Origin of the sequence: Bacillus cereus group sp. MYBKT14-1 (assembly GCF_051915185.1) — a bacterium.
Taxonomy (GTDB): domain Bacteria; phylum Bacillota; class Bacilli; order Bacillales; family Bacillaceae_G; genus Bacillus_A; species Bacillus_A cereus.
Window position 1 is genome coordinate 161457 of sequence record NZ_JBQAEF010000010.1, and the last position, 23050, is coordinate 184506.

Below are 23050 nucleotides of genomic sequence, written 5' to 3' on the forward strand. Positions count from 1 at the left end.
GAATCTATTACATTTTATTCATAATTCTCTTTTTTTCGTCACGAAAAATAAACTGTATTTAATCGTTTTGTAAACAAACTGTAAAATAAATCATGTATAACTGTATAAGAAGGGAGTCGGATTATGAACTATTTTAAGCGAATCAGCTGTCTAGTATTAGCAGGAATTATCGGTCTTTCTAGTACAGTCGCTGTTAAAGCAGAGTCAAACGACGAGAAACTTAACAACATGCAACAGCAATTGCAACAAAACGATGCAGAAATGCAAAAGAAAGAGCAAGAAAAGCAAGCTGTTAGTAAAGAAATTAAAGGTATCGAAAACGAACTACATAATTTAAATAATACAATTGCAAAAAATAAAGAGGATCAAGCTGCTATTCAACGTAAAATTGATGAAACACATAAGCAGATTGAGCAAAAAAAGCAAGAAATTGTCGTTTTGGAGGATAAAGTCCTTGCTCGTAAAGATATTATGAGAAAACGTATGGTTTCTGTTCAAAACAGTTCAAATACAAGTTTAGTAGTAGAAGTTGTAGTAGAGTCAAAAAACTTTGCAGACTTCTTACAACGTATGAACGCAGTTTCTACTATTCTAGAAGCTGATAAAGAAATTTTACGTCTACAAGAACAAGATCTTCGTCAAATTGAAGAAGATAAGAAAACAATTGACGAAAAAGAAGCATCTTTAGTAATAGACAAACAAAAATTAGCAAAAGCGCAAGCTGAACTGCAAGATAACTTGAAAAAACGTCAAGATAACTTACAAACAGTTCAAGCTAAATATAATGAAGTTGCAAGTCAACTTAATTTAGCAGCGGAAGAGAAAGCTAAAATTGAATCAAATATGAAGACAGTACAAGAAACGATTGCTCGTGAGCAAGAAGCAGCAAGAATCGCAGCGGAAGAGCGTGCAAAAGCAGAAGCGGCTGCAAAAGCAGAGCAAGAAGCTTTAGCGAAAGCACAAGCAGAAATTGCTGAAAAGCAAAAGCAGGAAAAAGCTAGTAAACCAGCTGAACCTGTAGCAAAAAATACAGAAACAGAGTCTAAGCCTGATACGAAACCAACTCAAGGTGGAAAAGAATTTTACGTAACAGCAACCGCTTATACAGCTGACCCATCTGAAAACGGCTATAAACCGGGTGAAACTGTAAAATCTAAGTTAGGACATAATTTAACTGCAAATCCAAACATGAAATTAATTGCTGTAGATCCATCTGTTATCCCATTAGGTTCTACTGTATATGTAGAAGGATATGGAACAGCAATTGCTGGAGATACTGGTAGTGCAATAAAAGGGCATATCATTGATCTATTAATGCCAAATTCAGCTCAAGCTAATGACTGGGGTAGAAGAACAGTTAAAGTTAAAATTTTAAACTAACAAGTAATCCAACTTTACAATACGTAGAGTTGGATTTTTTTATAATAATAATGTTAAGTTGAGTTTACATTTTGTTAAGGATAGCATACAATAATGGTGAGAGGTGGTAAATTTGACCATTTTAAACAGAGTAAAAGAATTAAGAGCTCGTTTTAACTTTACGCAAAGTGTATTAGCAGAAAAGGTTGGAGTAACGAGACAAACAATTGCTGCAATTGAAAAAGGGGATTACGTTCCTTCGTTGTTATTAGCACTTACGATTTGTGATGTGTTTCAGTTAAAGATGGAAGACGTGTTTGTTTTAAATAAGGAGGGGGAAGAGGATGAATAGAATTGTTTTTTCTTATATCATAAACGTGCTTTATACTGCTTTAGTATGCTGGACATTTGTTGAATTTTATAGTGTCATTACAGAGTTAGCAGATATAATTAAAAACGAGAAATTCCCATTTGAAGTATGGTTTAATGGAGTACCATTCATTTTATTATTTATTGGAGCAATTATAGTTACAATTTTTTATAGAATTCAAAAGAAAAAATATAAGAATTTATCTTTTTGGATGTATCCATTATTATTTCCGCTAGAAGATGAACGTGAAAAAGCGATTACGGATAAAGCTTGTCGAACAACATTTGTATCGTTATGGTTTGTGTTACCTTGTGCAGTTGGATTTTTAACTTTTTCACCTATTATTAATGGATATCTTCCTGGATACCCATTATATATTCTATTTTTTATTTTCTTTATTCAAATGACAGTATTTCACGTATCACTATACAGAAATAAATTAGCTGAAAAGAAACCTTCTTGCACCGCAAGAAGGTTTCTTTTCAGCTAATACTTGTACATATAGCGATATTATTTTATCATTTTATATAGAGTAAGATTTTGTAAGGGAAAGGAACTGTGTATGAATAAGCAAAGAATTTATAGTATAGTAGCAATTCTGCTATTTGTTGTAGGTGGCGTATTAATTGGAAAGCCATTTTATGATGGATATCAGGCTGAAAAGAAACAGACTGAAAATGTGCAGGCTGTTCAAAAGATGGATTATGAAAAGCATGAGACGGAATTTGTAGATGCTTCCAAAATTAATCAACCAGACTTGGCGGAAGTAGCGAATGCATCATTAGATAAGAAACAAGTAATTGGTCGTATTTCGATTCCAAGTGTTTCAGTAGAACTGCCTGTTTTAAAAGCTTCTACTGAAAAAAACTTATTATCAGGTGCAGCGACAGTAAAAGAGAATCAAGTTATGGGAAAAGGAAATTACGCATTAGCAGGACATAATATGTCTAAAAAAGGTGTTTTATTTAGTGATATAGCTTCTTTGAAAAAAGGCGATAAAATTTATTTGTATGACAATGAAAATGAATATGAGTATGCGGTTACTGGTGTATCTGAAGTGACTCCGGATAAGTGGGAAGTTGTAGAGGATCATGGGAAAGATGAGATAACGCTTATTACATGTGTATCTGTAAAGGATAATTCTAAGCGTTATGTTGTTGCTGGTGATTTAGTAGGAACGAAGGCGAAGAAGTAAAAAAGAAGGTGAACTCTTTAAAGAGTTCACCTTCTTTTTTACTAATGTTGAGAAATAATAGAATATTTTGGTTCGTATTTAAGTATTCTTCTATTTATGTATAATAAAGTTAGAATTCTATATTTTGGGAGGAACAAGAGTGAGACAACAGGTGAAGAAACTTCTTTTAACAACGAGTATAGCGTTATTGGTAGTTCCAATTTCAGCTTATGCGCATCCAGGGCGTACAGATGCTAATGGCGGACATACGTGTCGTACAAATTGTGAGAAATGGGGATTACAGTACGGAGAATATCATTATCACAATAAACCAGCTTCTAGTAGTGGCGCAACGAGCCCAGCCCCTAGCCAGAATAATAATAGTGCTGTAGAAGCTGAGAGACAAGCAGAAGCACAGCGCAATACTGAGGCTGAAAAACAACGTGCTGCAGAAGCGCAACGCAACGCTGAGGCTGAAAAACAACGTAATGCAGAAGCACAGCGTAAAGCTGAAGAAGAGAGACAACGTGTAGCCGAGGAACAAAGAAAAGCTGAAGAGGCACGTAAACAAGAGGAAGCGCAGCGCCAAGCTGATATGGAAAAAGGTCAACTTGAAGGTCAAAAGAATGGAGAAACTGATTTTAAGGCAGGAAAAAATGATGTAGAAGTGCATGTAGCTGGAAAATCTGATGCATATAAACAAGCGTTTAAAGCGACTTATGCAGCCGCATGGTCTTTAGAAGAGCAGAAGAAAACGCATTTTGAAAAAGGAAAAGAACAAGGTTTAGCACAAGAGACGATGGACGATAGTCAAGTTGCTCCAGAGTTTAAGGTAAACTTTACAGACGGATTCAAAGTAGGGAATAAAGAAAGAACAGAAAAAATTGAAAAAGAGCAAGCTGAGTTAGGGGAAAAGACAGGGAAAGAATTAGCTGAAAAGAATCCTGGAAATAGAGAGAAAGAAGTATACGTGAAGGCATATGAAACAGCGTATGAAAAAGGCTATAAATCTACAAAAAAGGCAGTAGAAAAAGCTGGCTATAAGTATGCATTTGAAAACTATGATTTAAAAGTTCCTGCTAAGTATGAAAGAAATGAATTGTTAAAGAAATGGTTTACTGAAGGATTTAAATCGAATAAAAAAGCAGCGGAAATTCGAGAAGAAGGGTATAAAAAGGGAGACAGCTGGTTCTCATTCTTCTATAAGAGTTTCGTACCAAGTGAATATAAAGAACATAAAGAGCTGTACGAACAAGCAATTGAAAAAGGTAAAACAGCATAAAAAAAGATGAGGAGAAATTCCTCATCTTTTTTAATCCATCCATTTCACTAATTTTTTAGAAATTAATAATAAAACACAACCTAGTACAATTGCCACAGCGCCAATAACTGTGAATACTTCAGCGTATCCAAGTGAAGTTGTGAAGCTTGCAAGTTGTCCTCCTAAAATGTTGGCGATACCTGAACTTGCTAGCCATACACCCATTAGTAAAGATGCTAATTTTACCGGAGCAAGCGCACTAACCATTGATAGTCCGACAGGTGATAAGAATAGCTCACCTAACGTATGGAAAAGATACGTAAAGACGATAAACAGTAAGTTTGCTTTTTCTGTAATGTTATGTTCATCACTACCTGTTTTTAATGTAGCGATAACGAGAATGATATAACCAATACCGAGCAAGATCATACCAAGTCCCATTTTAGTTGGGATTTTTAAATCACCCTGCTTGCGAGTTGCAAGTTTTGCCCATAATGCAGAAATGACTGGAGCAAGTAAAATAATAAATAATGGATTGACCGATTGGAACCAAGATGTTGGAACTTCCCATCCGAACACAGAGCGGTCTACAAATTTGTTTGTATATAATGTTAATGAGCTACCAGCTTGTTCAAAGCCAGCCCAGAAGAAGACAACGAAGCATGTTAAAATGACGATAACTGCGGTACGTTGTTTTTCTTTTTTTGTTAATGGTGTATCTCCTACTGATGGTTGTCCAGCAGCTGTTTGTAAATCGCGAGTTGGTTTTTTACCGATATTACCAAGGAAGCGATTTGATAGTGTTGTAAATAAAATTTGTCCAATGATCATTCCGATTGAAGCGGCTAAGAAACCGTAACGGAATCCGTAATGTACAACGCCATCAACTGTTGTTTTGAATAAATTTTCTGATAAAAATCCGCAAACGAGTGGAGCTAAAAATGAACCGACGTTAATACCCATATAGAAAATGGTAAATGCACTATCACGTTTTGGATCGTTCTCTTCGTATAATTCTCCAACCAGTGTAGAGATGTTCGGTTTGAAGAATCCGTTACCGATAATAATAAGCGCTAATCCGAGGTATAGGCCTAATTGGTTTTGCAAGGCAAATAGTGTAAGGTTACCGATTGCCATTGTTATACCACCAATTGTGATTGCTTTTCGTCTACCTAGAAAACGGTCTGTTAAGTATCCACCAATCATTGGTGTGAAATAACAGGCTCCAGTATAAAATCCGTAAATAGAGAGTGCCCATGCGGGACTAAACCCAAGACCACCGCTTACTAAAGCTGTCGTTAAATATAATGTTAATAATCCTCGTAATCCATAGTAACTAAATCTTTCCCACATTTCTGTAAAGAAGAGTAAGTATAAACCTGGAGGATGTTTCTTTTTTCTTTGTTGTTCTCTTTCTAGTTGTATCGCTGATTCCATGTTATTTTCCTCCTGACACAAACAAAAACAAAGTTAATAATTTTGTACATTTAATATTTTACTTTATTAACTATTATAAGTCAATAAAGGTTGATTTTTCAGAAGAAATTGGAAAAGAGGAATAGCTATAGAATGGGTGTTTCTTTTGTGATAGACTATGGACTATGTTTTCTTTGTAAGGAAGCGGGTTATTGTACTTTTTTATATGTGAAATTGATTTCATAAAAGATGAAATTAAAGAAGGAGAAAGAAATGAAATTGTTACAGAAAAAAGAAATTTTACTTATTAGCCTTATGTTATTCTCTATGTTCTTTGGAGCAGGGAATCTTATATTTCCACCTTTCCTTGGGTATGAAGCAGGAGAACATGTTTGGATTTCATTAGTAGGATTTATTATATCAGCAACAGGTCTTCCTATATTAGGGGTTATCTCTATTGCAAAAGCAGGAAGTTTTCAAACGTTAGCGGGTAGGGTTCATTCTTCATTTGCAATTATTTTTCCATGTATCGTGTATGTATTTATTGGACCTGGGCTTGGTATACCACGTGCGGGAAGTTTAGCTTTTGAAATGGGGCCAGGTCAGTTATTCCCTGAAGCAGGCAACGGATTATTATTGTTTTACACAGTTATTTTCTTTATTGTTGTTTACTGGTTAAGTTTATCCCCATCTAAATTAATGGGATTGTTTGGAAAAGTCTTGACGCCGTTATTATTATGTATGATTGCACTTATTTTTATAAAGAGTATGTTTACAACGGTAGGAGATATGAAAGAACCAATAGGGAACTATGGACAAGCTCCTATGTTTCAAGGGTTTTTAGATGGATATTTAACAATGGATGCGTTAGCTGCTTTAATCTTTGGAATTGTTATTGCAAATGCATTACGTGCAAAGGGTATTGAAGATGATAAAGGTTTAGCGAAATATATGAGTATTGCTGGAATTGGGGCAGGACTATTATTATCGATTATTTATGTCATCCTTGGATATGTGGGGGCAATTAGTGGCTCATTAGGAACATTTGATAACGGTGCGAAAGTGTTAGCACAAGTTATGATTACATTATTTGGACAGGGCGGAGTCGTTTTATTAGGTCTTATTTTTACTATCGCGTGTTTATGTGTTTCAATTGGACTTGTTACGTCTTGTAGTCAATTTTTTGCGAGTGCATTTCCGAAAGTATCTTATAAATTGTGGGCATTTATAGTAAGCGTTGTTAGTATGATTTTAGCTAATTTAGGGTTAACGCAAATTTTAAAAGTATCAGTACCAATTCTTGGATTTATTTATCCAATTGCGTTAACGCTTATTATTCTAGGGTTATTCCATCAGTATATTGGAAAGTATGCATACGTATATGCAGTAACTGTTTTGGTTGTAGCGATATTTAGTGCAATTGACATTTTAAATAAAAATGTAATGATGAATCAGTGGACGTCAGCATTAAAATACATCCCGTTTTATACAGAAGGCGTTGGGTGGATTGTTCCAGCTATTGTAGGCATGTGTCTTGGTTTTATCGTTAGCATTTTTCTAAATAAGAATAAATGAGTAAAAAGGTGTTTTCCTATTTTGGGAAGACACCTTTCTTTTTTTGGAAAAATACTATTGAAAATGAATAGACTAAGAGTATGATAAAGATAATTGGTAATATATAGGTTCAATGAGAGTTACGAATAAGGGGGGAGCGTATGAAGAAGGATTTGGATAAGAAAATAGAAGCACTCGAAACGGCAATTGAAACAATTCAAGAAGCACTTGCTGAATTAAAAGTAAAGCAAAGGGAAATAGAAGTAGAAAACGCTCAGCAACATGTTAGTAAGAACAAGAAAGAATATATTGAAACGGTAATGGAGGAAAAGCCAAAAGAAGAAATAGTTAAGATAAAAGAGCCTTTGCAAGAACGTGAGGTAAAACAAGTAGATATATCGGCTTTTAAACCAGAGCCATTTAATATTATTAAGTTTTGTCAGACGTGGTTACCGCGTGTATTTGTCGGTATTATGTTGCTTGGAGTGATCTGGTTATTTAAAGCAGGGGTAGATGCTGGTTTATTAACACCAGCGATACGAATTGTGTTTGGTATCGCATTATCTATCGGGTTGTATTATATAGGAGATATTCAAATTAAAAGAGAGCGGCAAGCGTTAGGATTAGTATTAGCTGGAGGAAGTATTACCGGGATTGTTCTAACGACGTTTGCAGCACATTATTTATATGGAGTTATTCCGGCAAGTGTCGCGTTTCTCTGTAATATTGCATGGGTTATTTTAGGTATTTATTTAGCGAAAAGATATCAATCGGAATATCTCACTATTTTCGTAGCGGTCGGTGCGTTCTTCGTACCATTCTTGTTAAATAGTACGACTCCTAATCCTTATATTTTCTTTGGATATGAGACAGTATTAACACTTAGTTTATTATGGTATGCGTTGAAAAATCGTTATAAATACTTATATATGATTTCTTACGCTGTTGCTGCCATTGTCCTTTTCGTTTTCTTTGCTGTTATGTCAATGTTAATAGAGAACTTGCAAATACAGTTAACGGTTGTATATGGTTTGATTCATTTACTATTATTTTGGCATATGTTTACGGAGAGAAGTTTTATACTAGAATCACGTTTGGCGATATTTAGTGCGAATGCAGTGTTCTTTATACTAGCTATTTCAAAAATACCTGATTTTACAACATGGGGATTAATTATTAGTGCACTCGTACATGCCGCTATGTTCGTATTTGAATATAGGAAAAATAGACATTCTACATTTACAAATCTCTTATTTGGTTTCGCAATGGGAGCATTTAGTTTAGCAATTTTATATGAGTATAGTTTAGTGAATGCAGCGATTGTACTATTGTTACAAGGTTTCCTCGGCATGGTCACTTCTATTAAAGTAAAACAACAGATAAAATTGTATGTTAGTGCGACGGTTTACGCAATTGGAATGATACAGACTATTTTTAGCCCGTTTGATCAATTTATTTCGGCAGGCTTTGTTGCTCATCTTATTTTAATAGGAACGTTCTATTATTGCATGAGAGAAGCGAAAGAAGTATTAGCGAGCTTCGGCAAATATATGTATTCTATAGTGCTCTATTGGTTTATGATAATTGTATTTATTACAATTACGAGAATCGGTGAAGTTTTATCTACAGATGGAAGCGTAATTAGTGTATCAGTATCGTTATTATGGATGGTATATGCGTTATTTGCGGTTTGGTTTGGAAGAAATAGAAATATGAATGAAATATTATATGCTGGTTTAGTCGTTTTAGTCGTAACGGTAGGGAAGTTATTCTTACTTGACTTACCAGAGGTATCGATGATGATCAGGGCAGTGTTATTCCTAATCGTCGGTAGTATAGGTATCGTTATTTCAAGAATGTTTTTCTCGAAGGAAGAGAAGTGAGAAGAAGGCAATCCATGTATGGATTGCCTTTTTCATTATTTCTTATTAATCGTTACAGTTTCATTATATTTTGCTGTTGTATTTTGGCGTAGACGAAGCGTTGCTTGTCCAGTTGTATTTGAATCAATCTGTACATTTACAACTTTCTCAGCAGAGCCTAAGCTGTTTGTTGTGAAAGAAAATGCACTGCTATATCCGAAAGTAGATGGCCAAGTGCTGTTTGCATTTTGTACTTTAGCCACTTGTGTTCCACCAGTAGTGAAGATACCTAAAGAATAGTTGTTATACGTTGTATTAGGTAGTAAGTTGTTTACTTGAATCTTCATTTGGAAAATTTCATTGTTTGGTAGAATGCTAGGGTGTGTAACGACGTAGTCGCTTGTTGTTACCGCACCGTTATAACCGTATGAACCTGGTTTAAAAGTATTTGTATTAAACCATTGATAACCTGCATTTGGTGCACTCCAAGGTTCAGGTTGTGGTTCTGTTGATAAGCTTGGCTGTTCAAATGTTTGTAGAGCGGTAGGTGAATCAAGTTGTAAACCATTTACTTGATCTAAACTTGTAAATGTCTCTTTATTTGATAACCAATTTACGATGTTTTCTAATAAAATCGCATCGTTTTCTTCTTTATAACCATCGTAAGTTTTCTTTGTTTGGCCAGAATCTTCACGAACGTACTTTGGCGTAGCATCTTCAACAGGAGAAGAGTCACCAATAAAGGCAGCTTTTCCAAGTCCTACTTTTGCGATAGCAGCATATGGGCCTTCTGCAATACCACCGCCATTATAAACGCCACTATCAACAGCGTTATTCCATTTTGATGGATTTTCTGGAAGGTAAACAAGTCCTTTTGCTAGTTTTGGATTTGTAATTGCTAGAGTAGAACCAGCATGCATTGCTACAGACGAAACACCTTTTGTAATTCCGAAAGATTGTTCAGGCGATACAATTGTTTTCGCTGAAACATCACCAAGTGCATTGTAGCGGAAGCGAATACCGAAGTTGTCAGAGAGCCAATCAGAGCTTTCTACTCCTTGCATAGCTTGTGAATTTGCTTCTTCATTAGACATTCCTTTTGCTGGATTATCCCAAGCACCGCGTCTATATCCATTAAATACTTCAGAAGAGTCCCAGCGATTTTTATTACGATCTGCATTGTAATGATCAGCAATAAAGAAGATACTACCACCATTTTTTACATATTGTAACATAGCGTCCTGCTCAGATTTTTTGTAAGGAATATTAGCTTCTGGAACGATAAATACATTGTAATCCTTTAAGTCTTCGTACGTAATAGGTGTTGATTTACGAAGTTCCTTTACGTGATATCCGTTTTTTGCAATGCCGTTTCCGAAGTCAGAAAAGCCGCCGTCAATAACCCAGTCAGCTGTCCCAGCAGTTTGACCGTGTGTATTATCGAATAATACTTGCTTCCCATTGTTTTGATTTACAACTTTTGCAGCAATTTCAGGAGCTGGGTCTACAGAGCTTTCGGCATAAGTAGACGGTATGAACGAGGTCCCTATACTTAGTGTAATTGCTGTTGCTAAAGAAAATGTAATCCATTTTTTATTCTTCATAGAAGAATCCCCCTAATAATAAATATATATGCTTTAATAATGTAATTTATTTTTCTGTAAAAATAAAGACGGAAAACATAAAAAATATTAAAAAATTGTAAAAATACCGTGAATTTTGTTGAGAAATATTTATATAGATATAAAAACATCCCTTCCAAGTAATAAGGAAGGGATGTTTTGCTTAACTAATTTTTGAGTTAGGTGTTTCATCAATCTTATGAAACCCTTTCATGTAATATACGATTGCTAAGCCGATAAGCCAAATTGGGCCGACAATCAATGCAATTCGTGTATCTTCTGAATACGCCATTATACCTAATACTAATACAAGGAAAACGAGTGAGAAATATGAGCTTAATGGGTATAAAGGCATTTTATACGATAACTTTTGTTTATTTTGAGTAGGCAAGCTTTTACGGAATTTAATTTGAGCGACTAATATAATTCCCCAAGTCCAAATTGCACCGAAAGTTGAAATGCTAGTAAGCCATGTAAATACCTTTGCAGGTACGAGATAGTTTAATATAACACCAATTAGTAAAACGATAGCAGTTGCTACAATTCCTTGGCTTGGAATGCCATTTTTATTTAAACGACCAAATCTTTCAGGAGCTTTTTTCTGCTGAGCTAATGTATATAGCATACGGCCTGTACTAAATAAACCACCGTTACAAGAAGAAAGAGCTGCTGTTAATACGACAAAGTTAATAATACCTGCTGCTTTTGCGATACCAATTTGTTGGAATGTTAATACGAATGGACTGCCTTTCTCACCAAGTTCGTTCCATGGATAAATTGCCATCATAACGAATAATGCCCCAACGTAAAAGAGTAGAATTCTCCAAAATACGTTATCGATTGCCTTTGCGAGTGTTTTCTTCGGATTTTGAGCCTCACCAGCTGTAACACCGATTAATTCAACGCCTAAATAAGCGAATAGTACCATCTGCATGGAGAGTAGTAACCCAGAAAATCCATTTGGGAACCAGCCACCATGTGACCAAAGATTTGAAATACCAGTAGCGATACCACCGTTTCCGAATCCGAATAAAATAATACCAGCTCCGACTACTATCATACAGATAATTGTGACAATTTTAATGAGAGCAAACCAAAACTCAAGTTCTCCAAATACTTTTACCGATAAGAAGTTAAAAGCGCTCATTAATAATAGAGCAAGTAATGCCCAAGTCCAGCGCGGGATATCTGGGAACCAGTACTGCATGTAAATACCAGCTGCTGTAATTTCAGCCATACAAGTAACAACCCATAAGAACCAGTAATTCCAACCAGTAATATAACCAGCGAGTGGTCCAATATAATCATATGCATATTTACTAAAAGAACCAGCAACAGGTTGTTCAATTGCCATTTCCCCAAGCGCTCGCATAATGAAAAAAATAACGAGACCGGCAATCATATAGCCTAGCAAAATAGAAGGACCTGCTAGTTTAATGGCGGAAGCGGATCCTAAAAATAGCCCAACGCCAATAGCTGAGCCCAGTGACATTAAGGTAATATGTCGTTCTTTTAAACCACGATTTAAAGTTCCAGATTTGTTTGTGTGCTGCATAAGAAGAATCCCCCTTGTAGAGTGAACGATATTTGAATGCGCTTACTAAATATTTAACTATTTCAAATTATAAAACATTTCTATCTGTTATGCTACAAAAATAATCATAATGAACTGTACTACATCTGTACTTGTCAGACTTAAACTTAAAATTCTAACTATTAGGGAATATATTGACTCTTCTTTTTATTGATTGTTAAGATTAAGTATTATATTTTCTCACATACTAGTAAGAAAAAGAATGTGTGATAATAATTCAGGTGTAGGAAGGGTACATAAGCATGTTTCAATTACAAAAATATAATACTTCTGTGAAGCAAGAGTTTTTAGCTGGCATCACAACTTTTTTTACATTTGCGTATATTCTTGTCATCAATCCAAAAATATTATCTGATGCAGGTGTACCATTTGACCAAGCGTTTACAGCAACAATTATTGCAACCGTTGTTGGAACAGTAGGTATGGCGATTTTCGCGAATTACCCGATTGTTATTGCTCCAGCTATGGGAATGAATGCATATTTTGCTTATTCTGTTGTACAGAAGGCAGAAGGGATTACATATGTAGTTGCCTTTTCAGCTGTATTTGTAACGGGGATTATTTTTCTTTTATTATCTTTTACTTCGTTTAGGCAAAAGTTAATTTTAGCAATTCCTGATAGTTTAAAGCATGCAATTGCAGGTGGAATTGGACTATTTATTGCTTTTATTGGATTGCGCCTTTCTGGAATTATCGTGGATCATCCGTCTAATTTAGTTACGATTGGTGATTTTCATTCTCCAGCTGTTATTTTAACTTTAATTGGTTTAATATTAGCGGCGGTATTAATGACATTGCGTGTGAGCGGTGCATTATTTATTAGTATGATTGTGACAGGAATTATTGCCTTCTTTACAGGGCAATTGAAGTTTGCTGATAAAATTGTGGCGATGCCTCATTTACCAGAGGGTATCATCGTTTCAAATCCAATCAATGCCTTTTCAGATGTAATTGAATACGGATTATACGGCGTTGTATTTTCATTTTTACTTGTACTTTTATTCGATACAACAGGTGCATTACTTGGTTTAATTAAACAAGCAGGTTTAATTACGGACAATACAGAGAAGCGTTTTGGTAAAGCGTTTATTGCAGATGCAATTGGCGGGACTACAGGTTCTATCTTTGGAACAAGCCCAACAGCAGCGACGATTGAATCGTCAGCAGGTATTGCTGCAGGTGGTAAAACTGGGTTAACAGGGATTGTAGTTGTTGGTCTAACAATTATAACGGCATTTTTTAGTCCTGTTATTGCTTCTTTATCAAGTGTAGCCGCTATTACAGCTCCTTCATTAATTATAGTAGGTAGTTTAATGGCACAAAGCATTCGAGATATTAATTGGAATGAATTTGAAGATGCGTTACCAGCATTTTTAATTTTTATAGGTATTCCGTTAACATCTAGTATTGCGAATGGAATTGCAATTGGATTTTTAGTGTATCCAGTCTTGAAAATTGTGAAAGGGAAAGGGATGGAAGTGCATCCGTTACTATACTTATTTACAATTTTATTTGGATGTCATTTATTCTTATAATATAGGAGAGGGGGCTTCTTATGAGGGGCTCCTTTTTTGTGTATAATAAAGTGAAACTTAAATTAGTAATGTAAAATATAAATTACTTATTGGAATATATATTATAATAAGGGTGGAGGAGAAAGAAACAGTAAACAAAAACATAGACAAAAGTAGGCATATATAGTGAAAAGTAATTATGAAACAATATAAACCGAAAGAATTTTCAGAAATGCTTAATGTCTCTGTTAAGACATTGCAAAGGTGGGACAATCAAGGTGTTTTACCTGCTTACCGAAACCCAAAAGGAAGAAGATATTATACAGAAGAACAGTATAAGAAATATATGGGTATTCAAGAAGAACTTGTTCAGGATTTAATATCTATCATTCATGTATTTAGCTGTAGAATATATGGGTTGAGAAAATACAAAAAGAAAATGTCGGAGGATGAAGACTTATGAAAAGAGCATATTTAATAGAAATCAAACCGACAACTGAACAAATTAGTAAAATCCGTCAAACTATTGGGGTTTGTCGATATGTATATAACCTGTATATCTCTAAAAATAAAGAGGTATATGAGTCGGAGGGGAAATTTCTTAGTGGTTATGACTTTTCCAAATGGTTAAACAACATTCATACAAAAGAGTGTGACCAGTGGATTAAAGAAGTGTCGAGCAAAGCGGTAAAACAAGCGATTATGAATGGAGATAAAGCTTTTAAGCGGTTTTTTAAAGGTTTATCTAAGTTTCCACGATATAAAAAAAGAAGAAGCAAGATGTGAAGTGCTACTTTCCGAAAAACAACAAAACAGATTGGACAGTAGAAAGACATAGAGTAAAAGTCCCTACAATTGGTTGGATAAGGTTAAAAGAGTATGGATATATTTCAAAAAATACAACTGTAAAAAGTGGTACAGTATATCAAAGAGCAGGAAGATACTATGTGTCTATACTCTGTGAAGTGAAAGAGGTAAAACCAAATGCAACTCTCAATACAGTAGGTCTAGGAATTGATTTGGGAATTAAAGACTTCGCTGTACGTAGCGATGGAAAAACTCACAAAAATATAAATAAAACAGTACAAGTAAAAAAGATAGAAAAACGGTTAAAACGTGAACAACGCTCTTTATCACGCAAATTTGAAAATATAAGAAAGAGAGGTGAACAACCTGTTACTAATAAAAGAGCGAATATAAACAAAAATATTCTTAGGGTGCAACAACTACATGCTAGGCTAGCAAATATTCGATTAGTGTATGTAAAGTCTATTGTAAATGATGTGGTGAAAACCAAGCCAACGTTTATTGTAGTAGAAGATTTGAATGTGAAAGGTATGATGAAGAACAAACATCTATCTAAAGCTGTAGCGCAACAATGTTTTTATGCTTTTAAAACATGGTTATTAACGAAATGTAGGGAATATGGAATTGAACTACGGCAAGTGGACAGATTCTATCCATCTTCTAAAATGTGTTCATGTTGCGGTCAAAAAAAGTCGGATTTAAAGCTGTCTGACCGAGTATATACATGTGAATGTGGCAATGTAATAGATAGAGATTTAAATGCGTCAATCAACCTTTTACAAGCAAAAAAATATACAATACTAACGTAAATAGATTGTATATATGTACGGTGGGCTACATCGGAATTTACGCCTGTGAAGTGTCACAGCAAACTGTAGTAGCAAGTGATTAGCGAGGCAGGGCACGTAGAAGCAGGAATACTCTAAGAATATACATTTGTCTATATTTTTTAGTAGCAGGAACATGAATGGCTGTAAGTAAAATAAAAGTCGCGCGTGTTCAATTAGATTTAACACAGCAACAATTAGCAGAAAAAGTAGGCGTTACAAGGCAAACGATTAGTTTAATTGAGAAGGGGAAATACAATCCATCTTTAGATTTATGTTTAAAAATTTGTTATGCAGTAGATAAAACGTTGAATGATTTGTTTTGGGAGGAAAAGGAGTGGTAGGGTGAAAATCGTGAAAGATGAACGTTTAATGATTGAAGGGTTAAAACATATTAGATTAGCTTTCATCTTACAAAATATCGTCATACTAGCTATCGTCTTTTACCGTTATGTCTTGCAAGGAGCAGGATATGAAAGTGTTTCGGATTTATTAATGGTATTTATGGGCGGGATAATAATTATTAACTTTTTAAATCTGAAAAATTCAGTGGAAGTGTATGAGCATACGGGCGGAGTGTCGCGTCGTTATTTTATGAAGCTATTATTCATTCCGGTAGGTATTATTATTGGGATTTTAGCTATTTGTATCGTTGTAACACCAGATATTTCGATAAAGGAAATTAGTATGACAGGACTTATTATGTTTGCTTGTTTTTTAGTTCCAAGTTTGTTTATATACATATATATGAAAAAAATAAAAAGAGAAGATTGAAATATAAGAAAGGCTTTCCCATATTGAGGAAAGCTTTTCTCATATTCTTTTATATAGTACTTTATGAAGGCCAATCGGTTCAATTTCAAAGATTTCACCATATTCCTGAAAGCCTAAGTGTTTGTAATAGTCAGCTACAGTAATTCGGCCATTACACCATAATATATTTGCTTGGCGTTCTTGCAAGATTTGTTCCGCCTTCTGAATTAAGGAGCTTCCAGCACGGTTGTTTCGAAATGCAGGTAATGTTGCCATTCCTCGTAGACGATAATGAATACCCGTTGGTAAGTCGGGATATATTTCTTTTGAGAAGGAAGCGATACTAATTAGTTCATCGTTTATAAATGCGCCTAAGTGGAAGGTGTCTGTTTCATAATCGGAAGGGTATTTACAATCTGCTAATGTTTGATTGGGGCGTAAAATTTTTTGACGTAATACGTAAGTTTCAGATCCCTCAATATTTTTCACGGTAATCATATTAACATCCTTTCTTATAACGCTTTTTCTGTTAATTGTATAAAGAAATAGGCAGGTGCGGCGAGAAGTCCGAGTATGCTAGCAGTTCCGAGAAGGAGTGAAAGTAGGAGGCAAGAATATTTTATTCCATTCGATTTTTTCCATCCGTAACTACAAATCTCAATACTAACACCGATGAGAATAATGGCAACGAGTATTTCGGCTAATAATAAGAGAGCTAAAGTTATAATAGACATAATGTAATCCATCCCCATAATATGTGATAGTAACATTTTACCATATGAAATGGAAAAAAATGCCCCTCAATTATGTGAGGGGCATTTTTTTATTCTAATATGTTTTTTAGTGTATCGATATGTTCTTTTGAACCTGTTACAAGTAATGTGTCACCGTGTTGTAGTCTTGTATCACCATGTGGTATTAATGCTTTGTTACCGCGGTAGATTTGAATGACAAGTACATCACCTAAAAACGGAAGGCGACGAAGTGCAACGCCGTTATATTTATTGCTCCGTAGTTCAACTTCACGGACTGTTTCGTTTGCTGTTGTAATTAAGCGAACGAGACTAGGTTTATCAATAAGCGCACGTAATAAAATACGTGTAGAGTTAATTGTTGAGAATACAGCGATATGTTCTTGCGTTGCTTTTTCTTGTAGAAGTGGATCTTCTACACTTGCAATAACATGTTCAACACCTAGCTCTTTTGCATGTTCTGCCAATAATAAGTTTTGTTCATCATCACTTGTTGCAACAACGACGCGATCTGCATCAAATGCTGTTTGTTCAGTTAATGATGCGATTGTGATGTCATCCAATTTCACGATAGGGAAGTCGTGCGATTTCGCTTCTTCATCATTTATTTTGTTTTGACGCATCATATATAGCGTTACATCATAATCTTCTCGTTTTAAATCTAGTGATAACGGAAGGGTAATTCTGCTCGCGCCAATAATAGCTACTTTTGGTTTTGGTGTTTCTACTTTTGGGAACATTTTTTTAAACAGTATAGGTGCAAAAATACAAGTAATAACTGCGCTTAAAATAAGAGAGGCAGATAAACTTGGACTGATGATCTCCAGTTTTTCACCAATTTGTGCAGCCGCAATAACTAAAGAAAGTGTCGATGTTAATAAAATTGCACTTCCAAGTACGATATTACGTGGATACCATTTTCGTAAAACGAGTGATGGTATGAGTTTTGAGATAAAGAGTCCTACAATTAGAATTGGAATCATTAGCATACTAGAAGGCTCTTTAAAAATAGACCAAACCTCTAAATTTACACCAACCATTACGAAGAAAATAGGAATGAAGAAACCGTAGCCGATAGAATCAAGTTTTTCCACCATATCTTCATTTGGTGATAATAACGATACGAGTACACCTGCTAAAAAGGCGCCTAAAATATTTTCTGCTCCAACGGATTCAGATAACCCAACTAATATTAAGATGAGTGCAAAAACAGCTCGTGTATCAATTTGTACACTACCAGCTTTTAAACTATCTAAGTATGGAATGTTTTTAAAACGTTTTGCAACGAAGTAAATAACAATACCAGCGCCGAATAGAAGAAGAAGAAGCCACATGCTTTGGCCGCTTTCGGAATTTAATCCGACGAATACAGCGAGTAAAATCATTGTAACTAAGTCTGCAATAACAGCAACTAATAAAATGATTTGTCCGATTGCAGTTTTTCCTAGGTTATTCTCTTTTAATGTTGGTACAACAACACCTAAAGAAATAGTTGAAATAATTAAAGTCATGAACATTGCGTTATCTACGAATCCTAGCCATACGAATAGTAATGATAGGGCATAAGATAAGATGAAAATAAATAAGAAGATAATGCTTGCTGCCTGAAATGTATTTGGTTCGTTTGTCGTATTTTTTTTCCCTTTTTGTTTAAAGATAGAAAAATCAATTTCTAAACCGCTTAAGAACATGAGGAAGATAAATCCTAATGTTGATAAAACTTGAAGCCATATATCTGGCTCAATAATATTAAACCCACTTTTACCTACAAAGATTCCTGCAATAATTTCTGCAACGACCACAGGAAGTGCTTTTAATTTAAAGCGTTGTAACAAAAGGGGAACGAAAAACGCGATTGCAACGACAACCATAAGTGATAGAACAGAAGTATGATGTTCCATTGCGTTCTCTCCCTTCAAATAAATATAGTACCTATTTAGCCATATAATACGTAGAAAAGCAACGCATATGGATTCGATTTCATAAAGAAAGACTTTTCTTAACATTTGTCATAATAAGTATATTTTTCATGATTATGCTGTTAATTCCGTAATGTGGATGTAATAGGGAGAGGGAATCGTACTGCTCGTTAATGCGGAATAAAAAAAGACTGCTGAGGAATCAGCAGTCTTTTTCATGTACATTACATTGAGAAGAAGATCCATACAGTTAAACCAACTGTTGCAGTTGCAACGAAGAAACTGTATATCATTGTAAGAATTTGAACTCTTCCTTCTCCTTCTTTTAAATGCATGAACATAATTAATTGTAACAATGCTTGCGCAACAGCCATTATGATAATAGTTGTTAAGACTGTTGAAAGTGGCAATGTTGTGTAAAGTGCCACGTATAACGCTAGAAACGTTAATGCAAGCGATAAAATAAATCCGAAAACGTGTGACCAAGGGAATCCGCTATGCGCATGTCCGTTTGCTTGATTGTTGTTTTGAGCCATTTACGCCACCATCCCGTTCAAGTAAACTAGTGTGTAAATAAAGACCCAAACTAGATCAAGGAAATGCCAGTATAAGCTGATAATAAATACTTTACGAGCTGTAACTGGTGTTAAACCTCGTTTTAAAATTTGGATAATAACACAAATTGCCCAAATGATACCGCCTGTTACGTGGGCTCCGTGCGTTCCAAGAAGAACGAAGAATCCAGATAGGAAAGCACTTGTTTGAATTGTTGCGCCTTCACCAATATACATAATGAACTCTTCAATCTCGAAGAATAGGAAGCCTGCACCTAAAAGTAATGTAAGGACGAACCATCCAAGCATCGCTTTTTGGTTGTGCTTACGCATTTCGTGAATCACGATACCACATGTGAAACTACTTGTTAAAAGTAGTAATGTTTGAATTAAAAGCGTTTTAAGTTCAAACAGTTGTGCTGGTGTTGGACCATCTGCCGTACGACCAGCAAGTACTAGATAAGAGGCGAAAAGTGTTGCGAACAGCATAATTTCAGCCCCAAGAAAAATCCAGAATCCTAGGATATTCAATCTGCTTTGTTCGGATTGATATTCCAAAGGTAAGCTTTTATCTAAAGCCGCCATATCATTTCACCTCTCATGCTACATGTTCTGATTTTTTAATTTCATCAACACTAATATAGTAACCTTCATCGTAATCGAATGAACGATAGATTAAGCAAGCTAAAATACCAATGCCGCCGATTGCTGCAAGCCAGAACCAGCTAAATACTAATGCGAAACCTGCAAGACCGAAGAATCCAGACGCAATAATAGGCACACCAGAGTTACTTGGCATGTGAATTGGTTTGATGTCTTCTGCTGCTGGTGTAACTGTTTCTCCGCGTTTCTTCATGTACCAGAAAGCATCAGCTTCTTTAATTTCAGGAAGTTTCGCGAAGTTGTAATGTTGTACAGGAGATTGAGTAGCCCATTCAAGTGTACGGCCATCCCATGGATCTCCAGTTGTGTCACGTTCACCGTGACGAGCACTCCAAATTACGTTGTAACAAAGAAGTAGGAAACCAATACCCATCATTACCGCACCAACAGATGCGATTTGGTTTAGCCATCCCCATCCAAGACTTTCAGAGTAAGTGTACATACGACGAGTCATACCATCTAAACCTAAGAAGTACATTGGGAAGAAACAGATGTTGAATCCGCTCATAAAGATCCAGAATGTCCATTTACCTAGGCGTTCATTTAACATATGACCAGTCATTTTTGGATACCAGAATGTAAATCCAGCAAGCATAGCGAATACTGTACCTGCGATTAATACGTAGTGGAAGTGAGCAATTAAGAAGTAGCTGTTATGGTACTGATAATCAGCTGCTGCCATACCAAGCATAACCCCTGTAACCCCACCGACTACGAAGTTTGGAATAAATGCCAATGACCAAAGCATTGGAACTGTAAAACGAATACGTCCTTTATACAGTGTAAACAACCAGTTAAAGATCTTAACACCGGTTGGAATCGAAATCGCCATTGTCGAAATCGAGAAGAATGAGTTAACCGCTGGACCTGCACCCATCGTGAAGAAGTGGTGAAGCCATACGACGAAACTTAGTAAAGAAATTGCAACCATTGAGTATACCATCGCACTGTAACCGAATAGACGCTTACGTGAGAATGTACTAATGATTTCAGAGAAAATACCGAATGCCGGTAAAATAACGATATATACTTCAGGGTGACCCCATACCCAGAATAGGTTGGCCCATAACATTGGCATACCGCCGCTCGCCATCGTAAAGAAGTGAGCATCGAATAGACGGTCAAATGTCATTAATGCAAGAGCAACTGTTAATACTGGGAAAGCGAAAATAATGATAATTGTTGTAATTAAGATTGACCAAGTAAACATTGGCATTCTCATTAAAGTCATACCAGGTGTACGCATTTTTAAGATAGTAACAAGGAAGTTAATACCGGTCATTAGCGTACCGAGACCTGAAATCTGTAATGCAATTGCGTAGTAGTTATTTCCTACGCCCGAAGTAAACTCTGTACCTGCCATTGGGAAGTAAGAAGTCCACCCGGCGTCTGGAGAACCACCGATTACGAAAGCGATGTTGAATAACATTGCTCCGACAAAGAATAACCAGAAACTTAAAGCATTTAAGAACGGATATGCAACGTCACGAGCACCAATTTGTAATGGTACTACAAGGTTCATTAATCCCATAACGAATGGCATTGCCATGAAAAGAATCATTACTGTACCATGTGTTGTAAAGATCCCGTTATAGTGTTCAGCGTTTAAATAAGTTGTTTCTGGGAATGTTAACTGTGCACGGATCATTAAACCATCCATACCACCACGGAATAACATGATAACCGCAGAAATAATATACATAGCTCCGATTTTTTTATGGTCAACAGTTGTTAACCATTCGTCCCAAAGCCATTTCCATTTTTTATACTTTGTTAGTACGAAAATGATTGCTAATGTCACAAGAACGATAGAAGCGTCTGCACCGTAAATAATCGGGTCACCTGTGACAAAGAATTCATCAAGCTTCACTGTGTTCACTCCAATCTGTTGGAATAATAGCTATTATTTTTTGTTTTTGTAGTAGTTGTAATCACAATATTCAAGTGATTTTGGATCTACATAACTTAAGTGGTGACTAGAGAATGTCATACGACCAACTACACCAGGTTTAACAATTTCGTTGTACTTAGCTTCTGTTAGTTTAGGAGCAGTTTCTTGTACTTCTTTAACCCACTTGTCATATTTCTCTTTAGTTTTTGCTTCAACTTCGAACTCCATGTGTGTGAATCCTTCACCAGAGAAGTTCGCACTACGGCCTAGGTAAGAACCTGGCTTATCAGCTTGTAAATAAAGATCCATAATCATGCCATCCATTGTGTACTTCATACCACCAAGTTCTGGTACCCAGAAAGCATTCATTGGACCGACAGAAGTCAGTTTGAATTGAATTGGTACACCAGCTGGGATGTTTAAATAGTTAACGGTTTCAATTTTTTCCTCTGGGTAACTGAATAACCATTTCCAGTTTGCAGATGTAACATAAATTTCAACTGGTTTAATATGTTTGGACTCTTTCGGAACCTCTTCCGAAGCATAAGTTGCTTTTACTGTTGGAATCGATAATGCGATAACGATAATAACAGGAACAAGCGTCCAAATAATTTCTAGTAATGTGTTACCGTGTTGTTCAGGTGGCTCATAGTCCATATTCTCTGGTTTTTCACGATAACGAATCAAGATGACTGTAAACAGAATGAATACAATTGCGATAATTAATGACATAAGCAAGAATGACCAAACAATTAAATCATACTGTGCTTTTGCAACAGGTCCTTGCGGATTTAATACTGCGAGTTTTTTATCACAGCCACCGAGGAACAGAAGTAATGATAACGGAAGAAGCGAAGCCAACTTCCAAAACGCTTTCTTTAGTTGCACGATTGAAAATCTCCTTTCTCCTTGGATTGAAACTATGCCAATAAAACAATATAAACCTATTAATTTATAGAAGGCAATAGTTTTTGATATATTGTTAAAAAATAGACACAAATGCACACTTTTTAAGGTGAATATCATTTGTAACTTGATTACATTGTAAACTATTTTCCAGAGAAAAACGTGATTGTGAAAATTTTAAGATAAATAAAGTTATACCAGGATATCCAAGAAATAGAAAAAAGCTATCTTATCATAAGAAAGATAGCTGAA

Annotated in this window: 21 protein-coding genes and 1 pseudogene; 12 read left to right on the plus strand and 10 right to left on the minus strand. The window is 35.5% G+C overall.

All coding sequences use genetic code 11. The annotated features are described in order from the left end of the window. Positions 1-123: 123 nt before the first annotated feature. The 5 genes from ACTFO4_RS22415 to ACTFO4_RS22435 all read left to right on the plus strand — a co-directional run bounded on the left by ACTFO4_RS22415 (position 124) and on the right by ACTFO4_RS22435 (position 4185). Positions 124-1380 (plus strand): 3D domain-containing protein, encoded by a 1257-nt coding sequence (locus ACTFO4_RS22415; protein ID WP_069357974.1) that lies wholly within the window; start codon positions 124-126, stop codon positions 1378-1380. Between the two features lie 112 nt (positions 1381-1492). After that, a complete protein-coding gene (locus ACTFO4_RS22420; protein WP_000154019.1) occupies positions 1493-1711 on the plus strand; it encodes a helix-turn-helix transcriptional regulator in 219 nt (72 codons plus the stop codon). Beyond that, positions 1704-2219: a DUF2178 domain-containing protein gene (locus ACTFO4_RS22425; RefSeq protein ID WP_440014380.1), complete on the plus strand. Its 516-nt coding sequence runs from the start codon at positions 1704-1706 to the stop codon at positions 2217-2219. Before ACTFO4_RS22420 ends, ACTFO4_RS22425 begins: the two co-directional genes overlap by 8 nt. A 72-nt stretch (positions 2220-2291) precedes the next feature. Further along, entirely contained in the window at positions 2292-2924 is a 633-nt protein-coding gene (locus tag ACTFO4_RS22430; RefSeq protein ID WP_001041724.1) for a class A sortase, read from the plus strand. A gap of 139 nt (positions 2925-3063) precedes the next feature. Continuing rightward, the gene (locus tag ACTFO4_RS22435; RefSeq protein WP_410988213.1) at positions 3064-4185 is read left to right on the plus strand and encodes a YHYH domain-containing protein; all 1122 of its coding nucleotides are present in this window, start codon (positions 3064-3066) and stop codon (positions 4183-4185) included. Between the two features lie 30 nt (positions 4186-4215). Here ACTFO4_RS22435 and ACTFO4_RS22440 read toward each other — a convergent pair whose 3' ends face one another. Continuing rightward, on the minus strand, positions 4216-5601 hold the full coding sequence (locus ACTFO4_RS22440; protein ID WP_000443143.1) for a peptide MFS transporter: 1386 nt from the start codon (positions 5599-5601) through the stop codon (positions 4216-4218). 252 nt (positions 5602-5853) lie between these two features. On the opposite strand from ACTFO4_RS22440, the gene brnQ1 reads away from it, so the two are divergent. Both brnQ1 and ACTFO4_RS22450 read left to right on the plus strand, forming a co-directional pair. Continuing rightward, positions 5854-7155 carry a branched-chain amino acid transport system II carrier protein BrnQ1 gene (brnQ1, locus tag ACTFO4_RS22445; protein WP_326234984.1) on the plus strand — a complete coding sequence of 434 codons (1302 nt, stop codon included), beginning with the start codon at positions 5854-5856 and terminating at the stop codon, positions 7153-7155. A gap of 140 nt (positions 7156-7295) precedes the next feature. Further along, positions 7296-9017 (plus strand): DUF2339 domain-containing protein, encoded by a 1722-nt coding sequence (locus ACTFO4_RS22450; RefSeq protein WP_440014381.1) that lies wholly within the window; start codon positions 7296-7298, stop codon positions 9015-9017. A 35-nt stretch (positions 9018-9052) separates the two neighbouring features. Here ACTFO4_RS22450 and ACTFO4_RS22455 read toward each other — a convergent pair whose 3' ends face one another. Then, positions 9053-10600, minus strand: coding sequence for a DNA-binding protein (locus ACTFO4_RS22455; protein ID WP_440014382.1), 1548 nt, complete (start codon positions 10598-10600; stop codon positions 9053-9055). A 181-nt stretch (positions 10601-10781) separates the two neighbouring features. Beyond that, a complete protein-coding gene (locus tag ACTFO4_RS22460; protein ID WP_001164897.1) occupies positions 10782-12173 on the minus strand; it encodes an amino acid permease in 1392 nt (463 codons plus the stop codon). A gap of 281 nt (positions 12174-12454) precedes the next feature. Here ACTFO4_RS22460 and ACTFO4_RS22465 point away from each other — a divergent pair, with 281 nt between their 5' ends. From ACTFO4_RS22465 to ACTFO4_RS22485, 5 genes and pseudogenes are all read left to right on the plus strand, one after another. Beyond that, positions 12455-13747 carry an NCS2 family permease gene (locus tag ACTFO4_RS22465; RefSeq protein ID WP_000487192.1) on the plus strand — a complete coding sequence of 431 codons (1293 nt, stop codon included), beginning with the start codon at positions 12455-12457 and terminating at the stop codon, positions 13745-13747. A 178-nt stretch (positions 13748-13925) separates the two neighbouring features. Then, positions 13926-14189, plus strand: a complete 264-nt coding sequence (locus ACTFO4_RS22470) for a MerR family transcriptional regulator (protein ID WP_000816201.1) — start codon at positions 13926-13928, stop codon at positions 14187-14189. Further along, a pseudogene (locus tag ACTFO4_RS22475) lies at positions 14186-15342 on the plus strand (RNA-guided endonuclease InsQ/TnpB family protein). Before ACTFO4_RS22470 ends, ACTFO4_RS22475 begins: the two are co-directional and overlap by 4 nt. Before the next feature lie 158 nt (positions 15343-15500). Next, positions 15501-15704: a helix-turn-helix transcriptional regulator gene (locus ACTFO4_RS22480; RefSeq protein ID WP_000301183.1), complete on the plus strand. Its 204-nt coding sequence runs from the start codon at positions 15501-15503 to the stop codon at positions 15702-15704. Position 15705: 1 nt separating this feature from the next. After that, positions 15706-16134, plus strand: coding sequence for a hypothetical protein (locus ACTFO4_RS22485; protein ID WP_000706629.1), 429 nt, complete (start codon positions 15706-15708; stop codon positions 16132-16134). Between the two features lie 39 nt (positions 16135-16173). Here ACTFO4_RS22485 and ACTFO4_RS22490 read toward each other — a convergent pair whose 3' ends face one another. From ACTFO4_RS22490 to ACTFO4_RS22520, 7 genes are all read right to left on the minus strand, one after another. Next, positions 16174-16611, minus strand: coding sequence for a GNAT family N-acetyltransferase (locus tag ACTFO4_RS22490; protein ID WP_000633767.1), 438 nt, complete (start codon positions 16609-16611; stop codon positions 16174-16176). Between the two features lie 14 nt (positions 16612-16625). After that, on the minus strand, positions 16626-16883 hold the full coding sequence (locus tag ACTFO4_RS22495; RefSeq protein WP_000926991.1) for a DUF4022 family protein: 258 nt from the start codon (positions 16881-16883) through the stop codon (positions 16626-16628). A gap of 53 nt (positions 16884-16936) precedes the next feature. Further along, a complete protein-coding gene (locus tag ACTFO4_RS22500) occupies positions 16937-18766 on the minus strand; it encodes a monovalent cation:proton antiporter family protein (protein WP_242259594.1) in 1830 nt (609 codons plus the stop codon). A 242-nt stretch (positions 18767-19008) separates the two neighbouring features. After that, positions 19009-19320 (minus strand): cytochrome aa3 quinol oxidase subunit IV, encoded by a 312-nt coding sequence (gene qoxD / locus ACTFO4_RS22505; protein ID WP_000068425.1) that lies wholly within the window; start codon positions 19318-19320, stop codon positions 19009-19011. After that, entirely contained in the window at positions 19321-19923 is a 603-nt protein-coding gene (gene qoxC / locus ACTFO4_RS22510; RefSeq protein ID WP_000729317.1) for a cytochrome aa3 quinol oxidase subunit III, read from the minus strand. Between the two features lie 13 nt (positions 19924-19936). After that, complete coding sequence (qoxB, locus tag ACTFO4_RS22515; RefSeq protein WP_000762372.1) at positions 19937-21871, minus strand: cytochrome aa3 quinol oxidase subunit I; 1935 nt, start codon at positions 21869-21871, stop codon at positions 19937-19939. A gap of 33 nt (positions 21872-21904) precedes the next feature. Continuing rightward, entirely contained in the window at positions 21905-22780 is an 876-nt protein-coding gene (locus ACTFO4_RS22520; RefSeq protein WP_001176165.1) for a cytochrome aa3 quinol oxidase subunit II, read from the minus strand. Positions 22781-23050 lie beyond the last annotated feature (270 nt).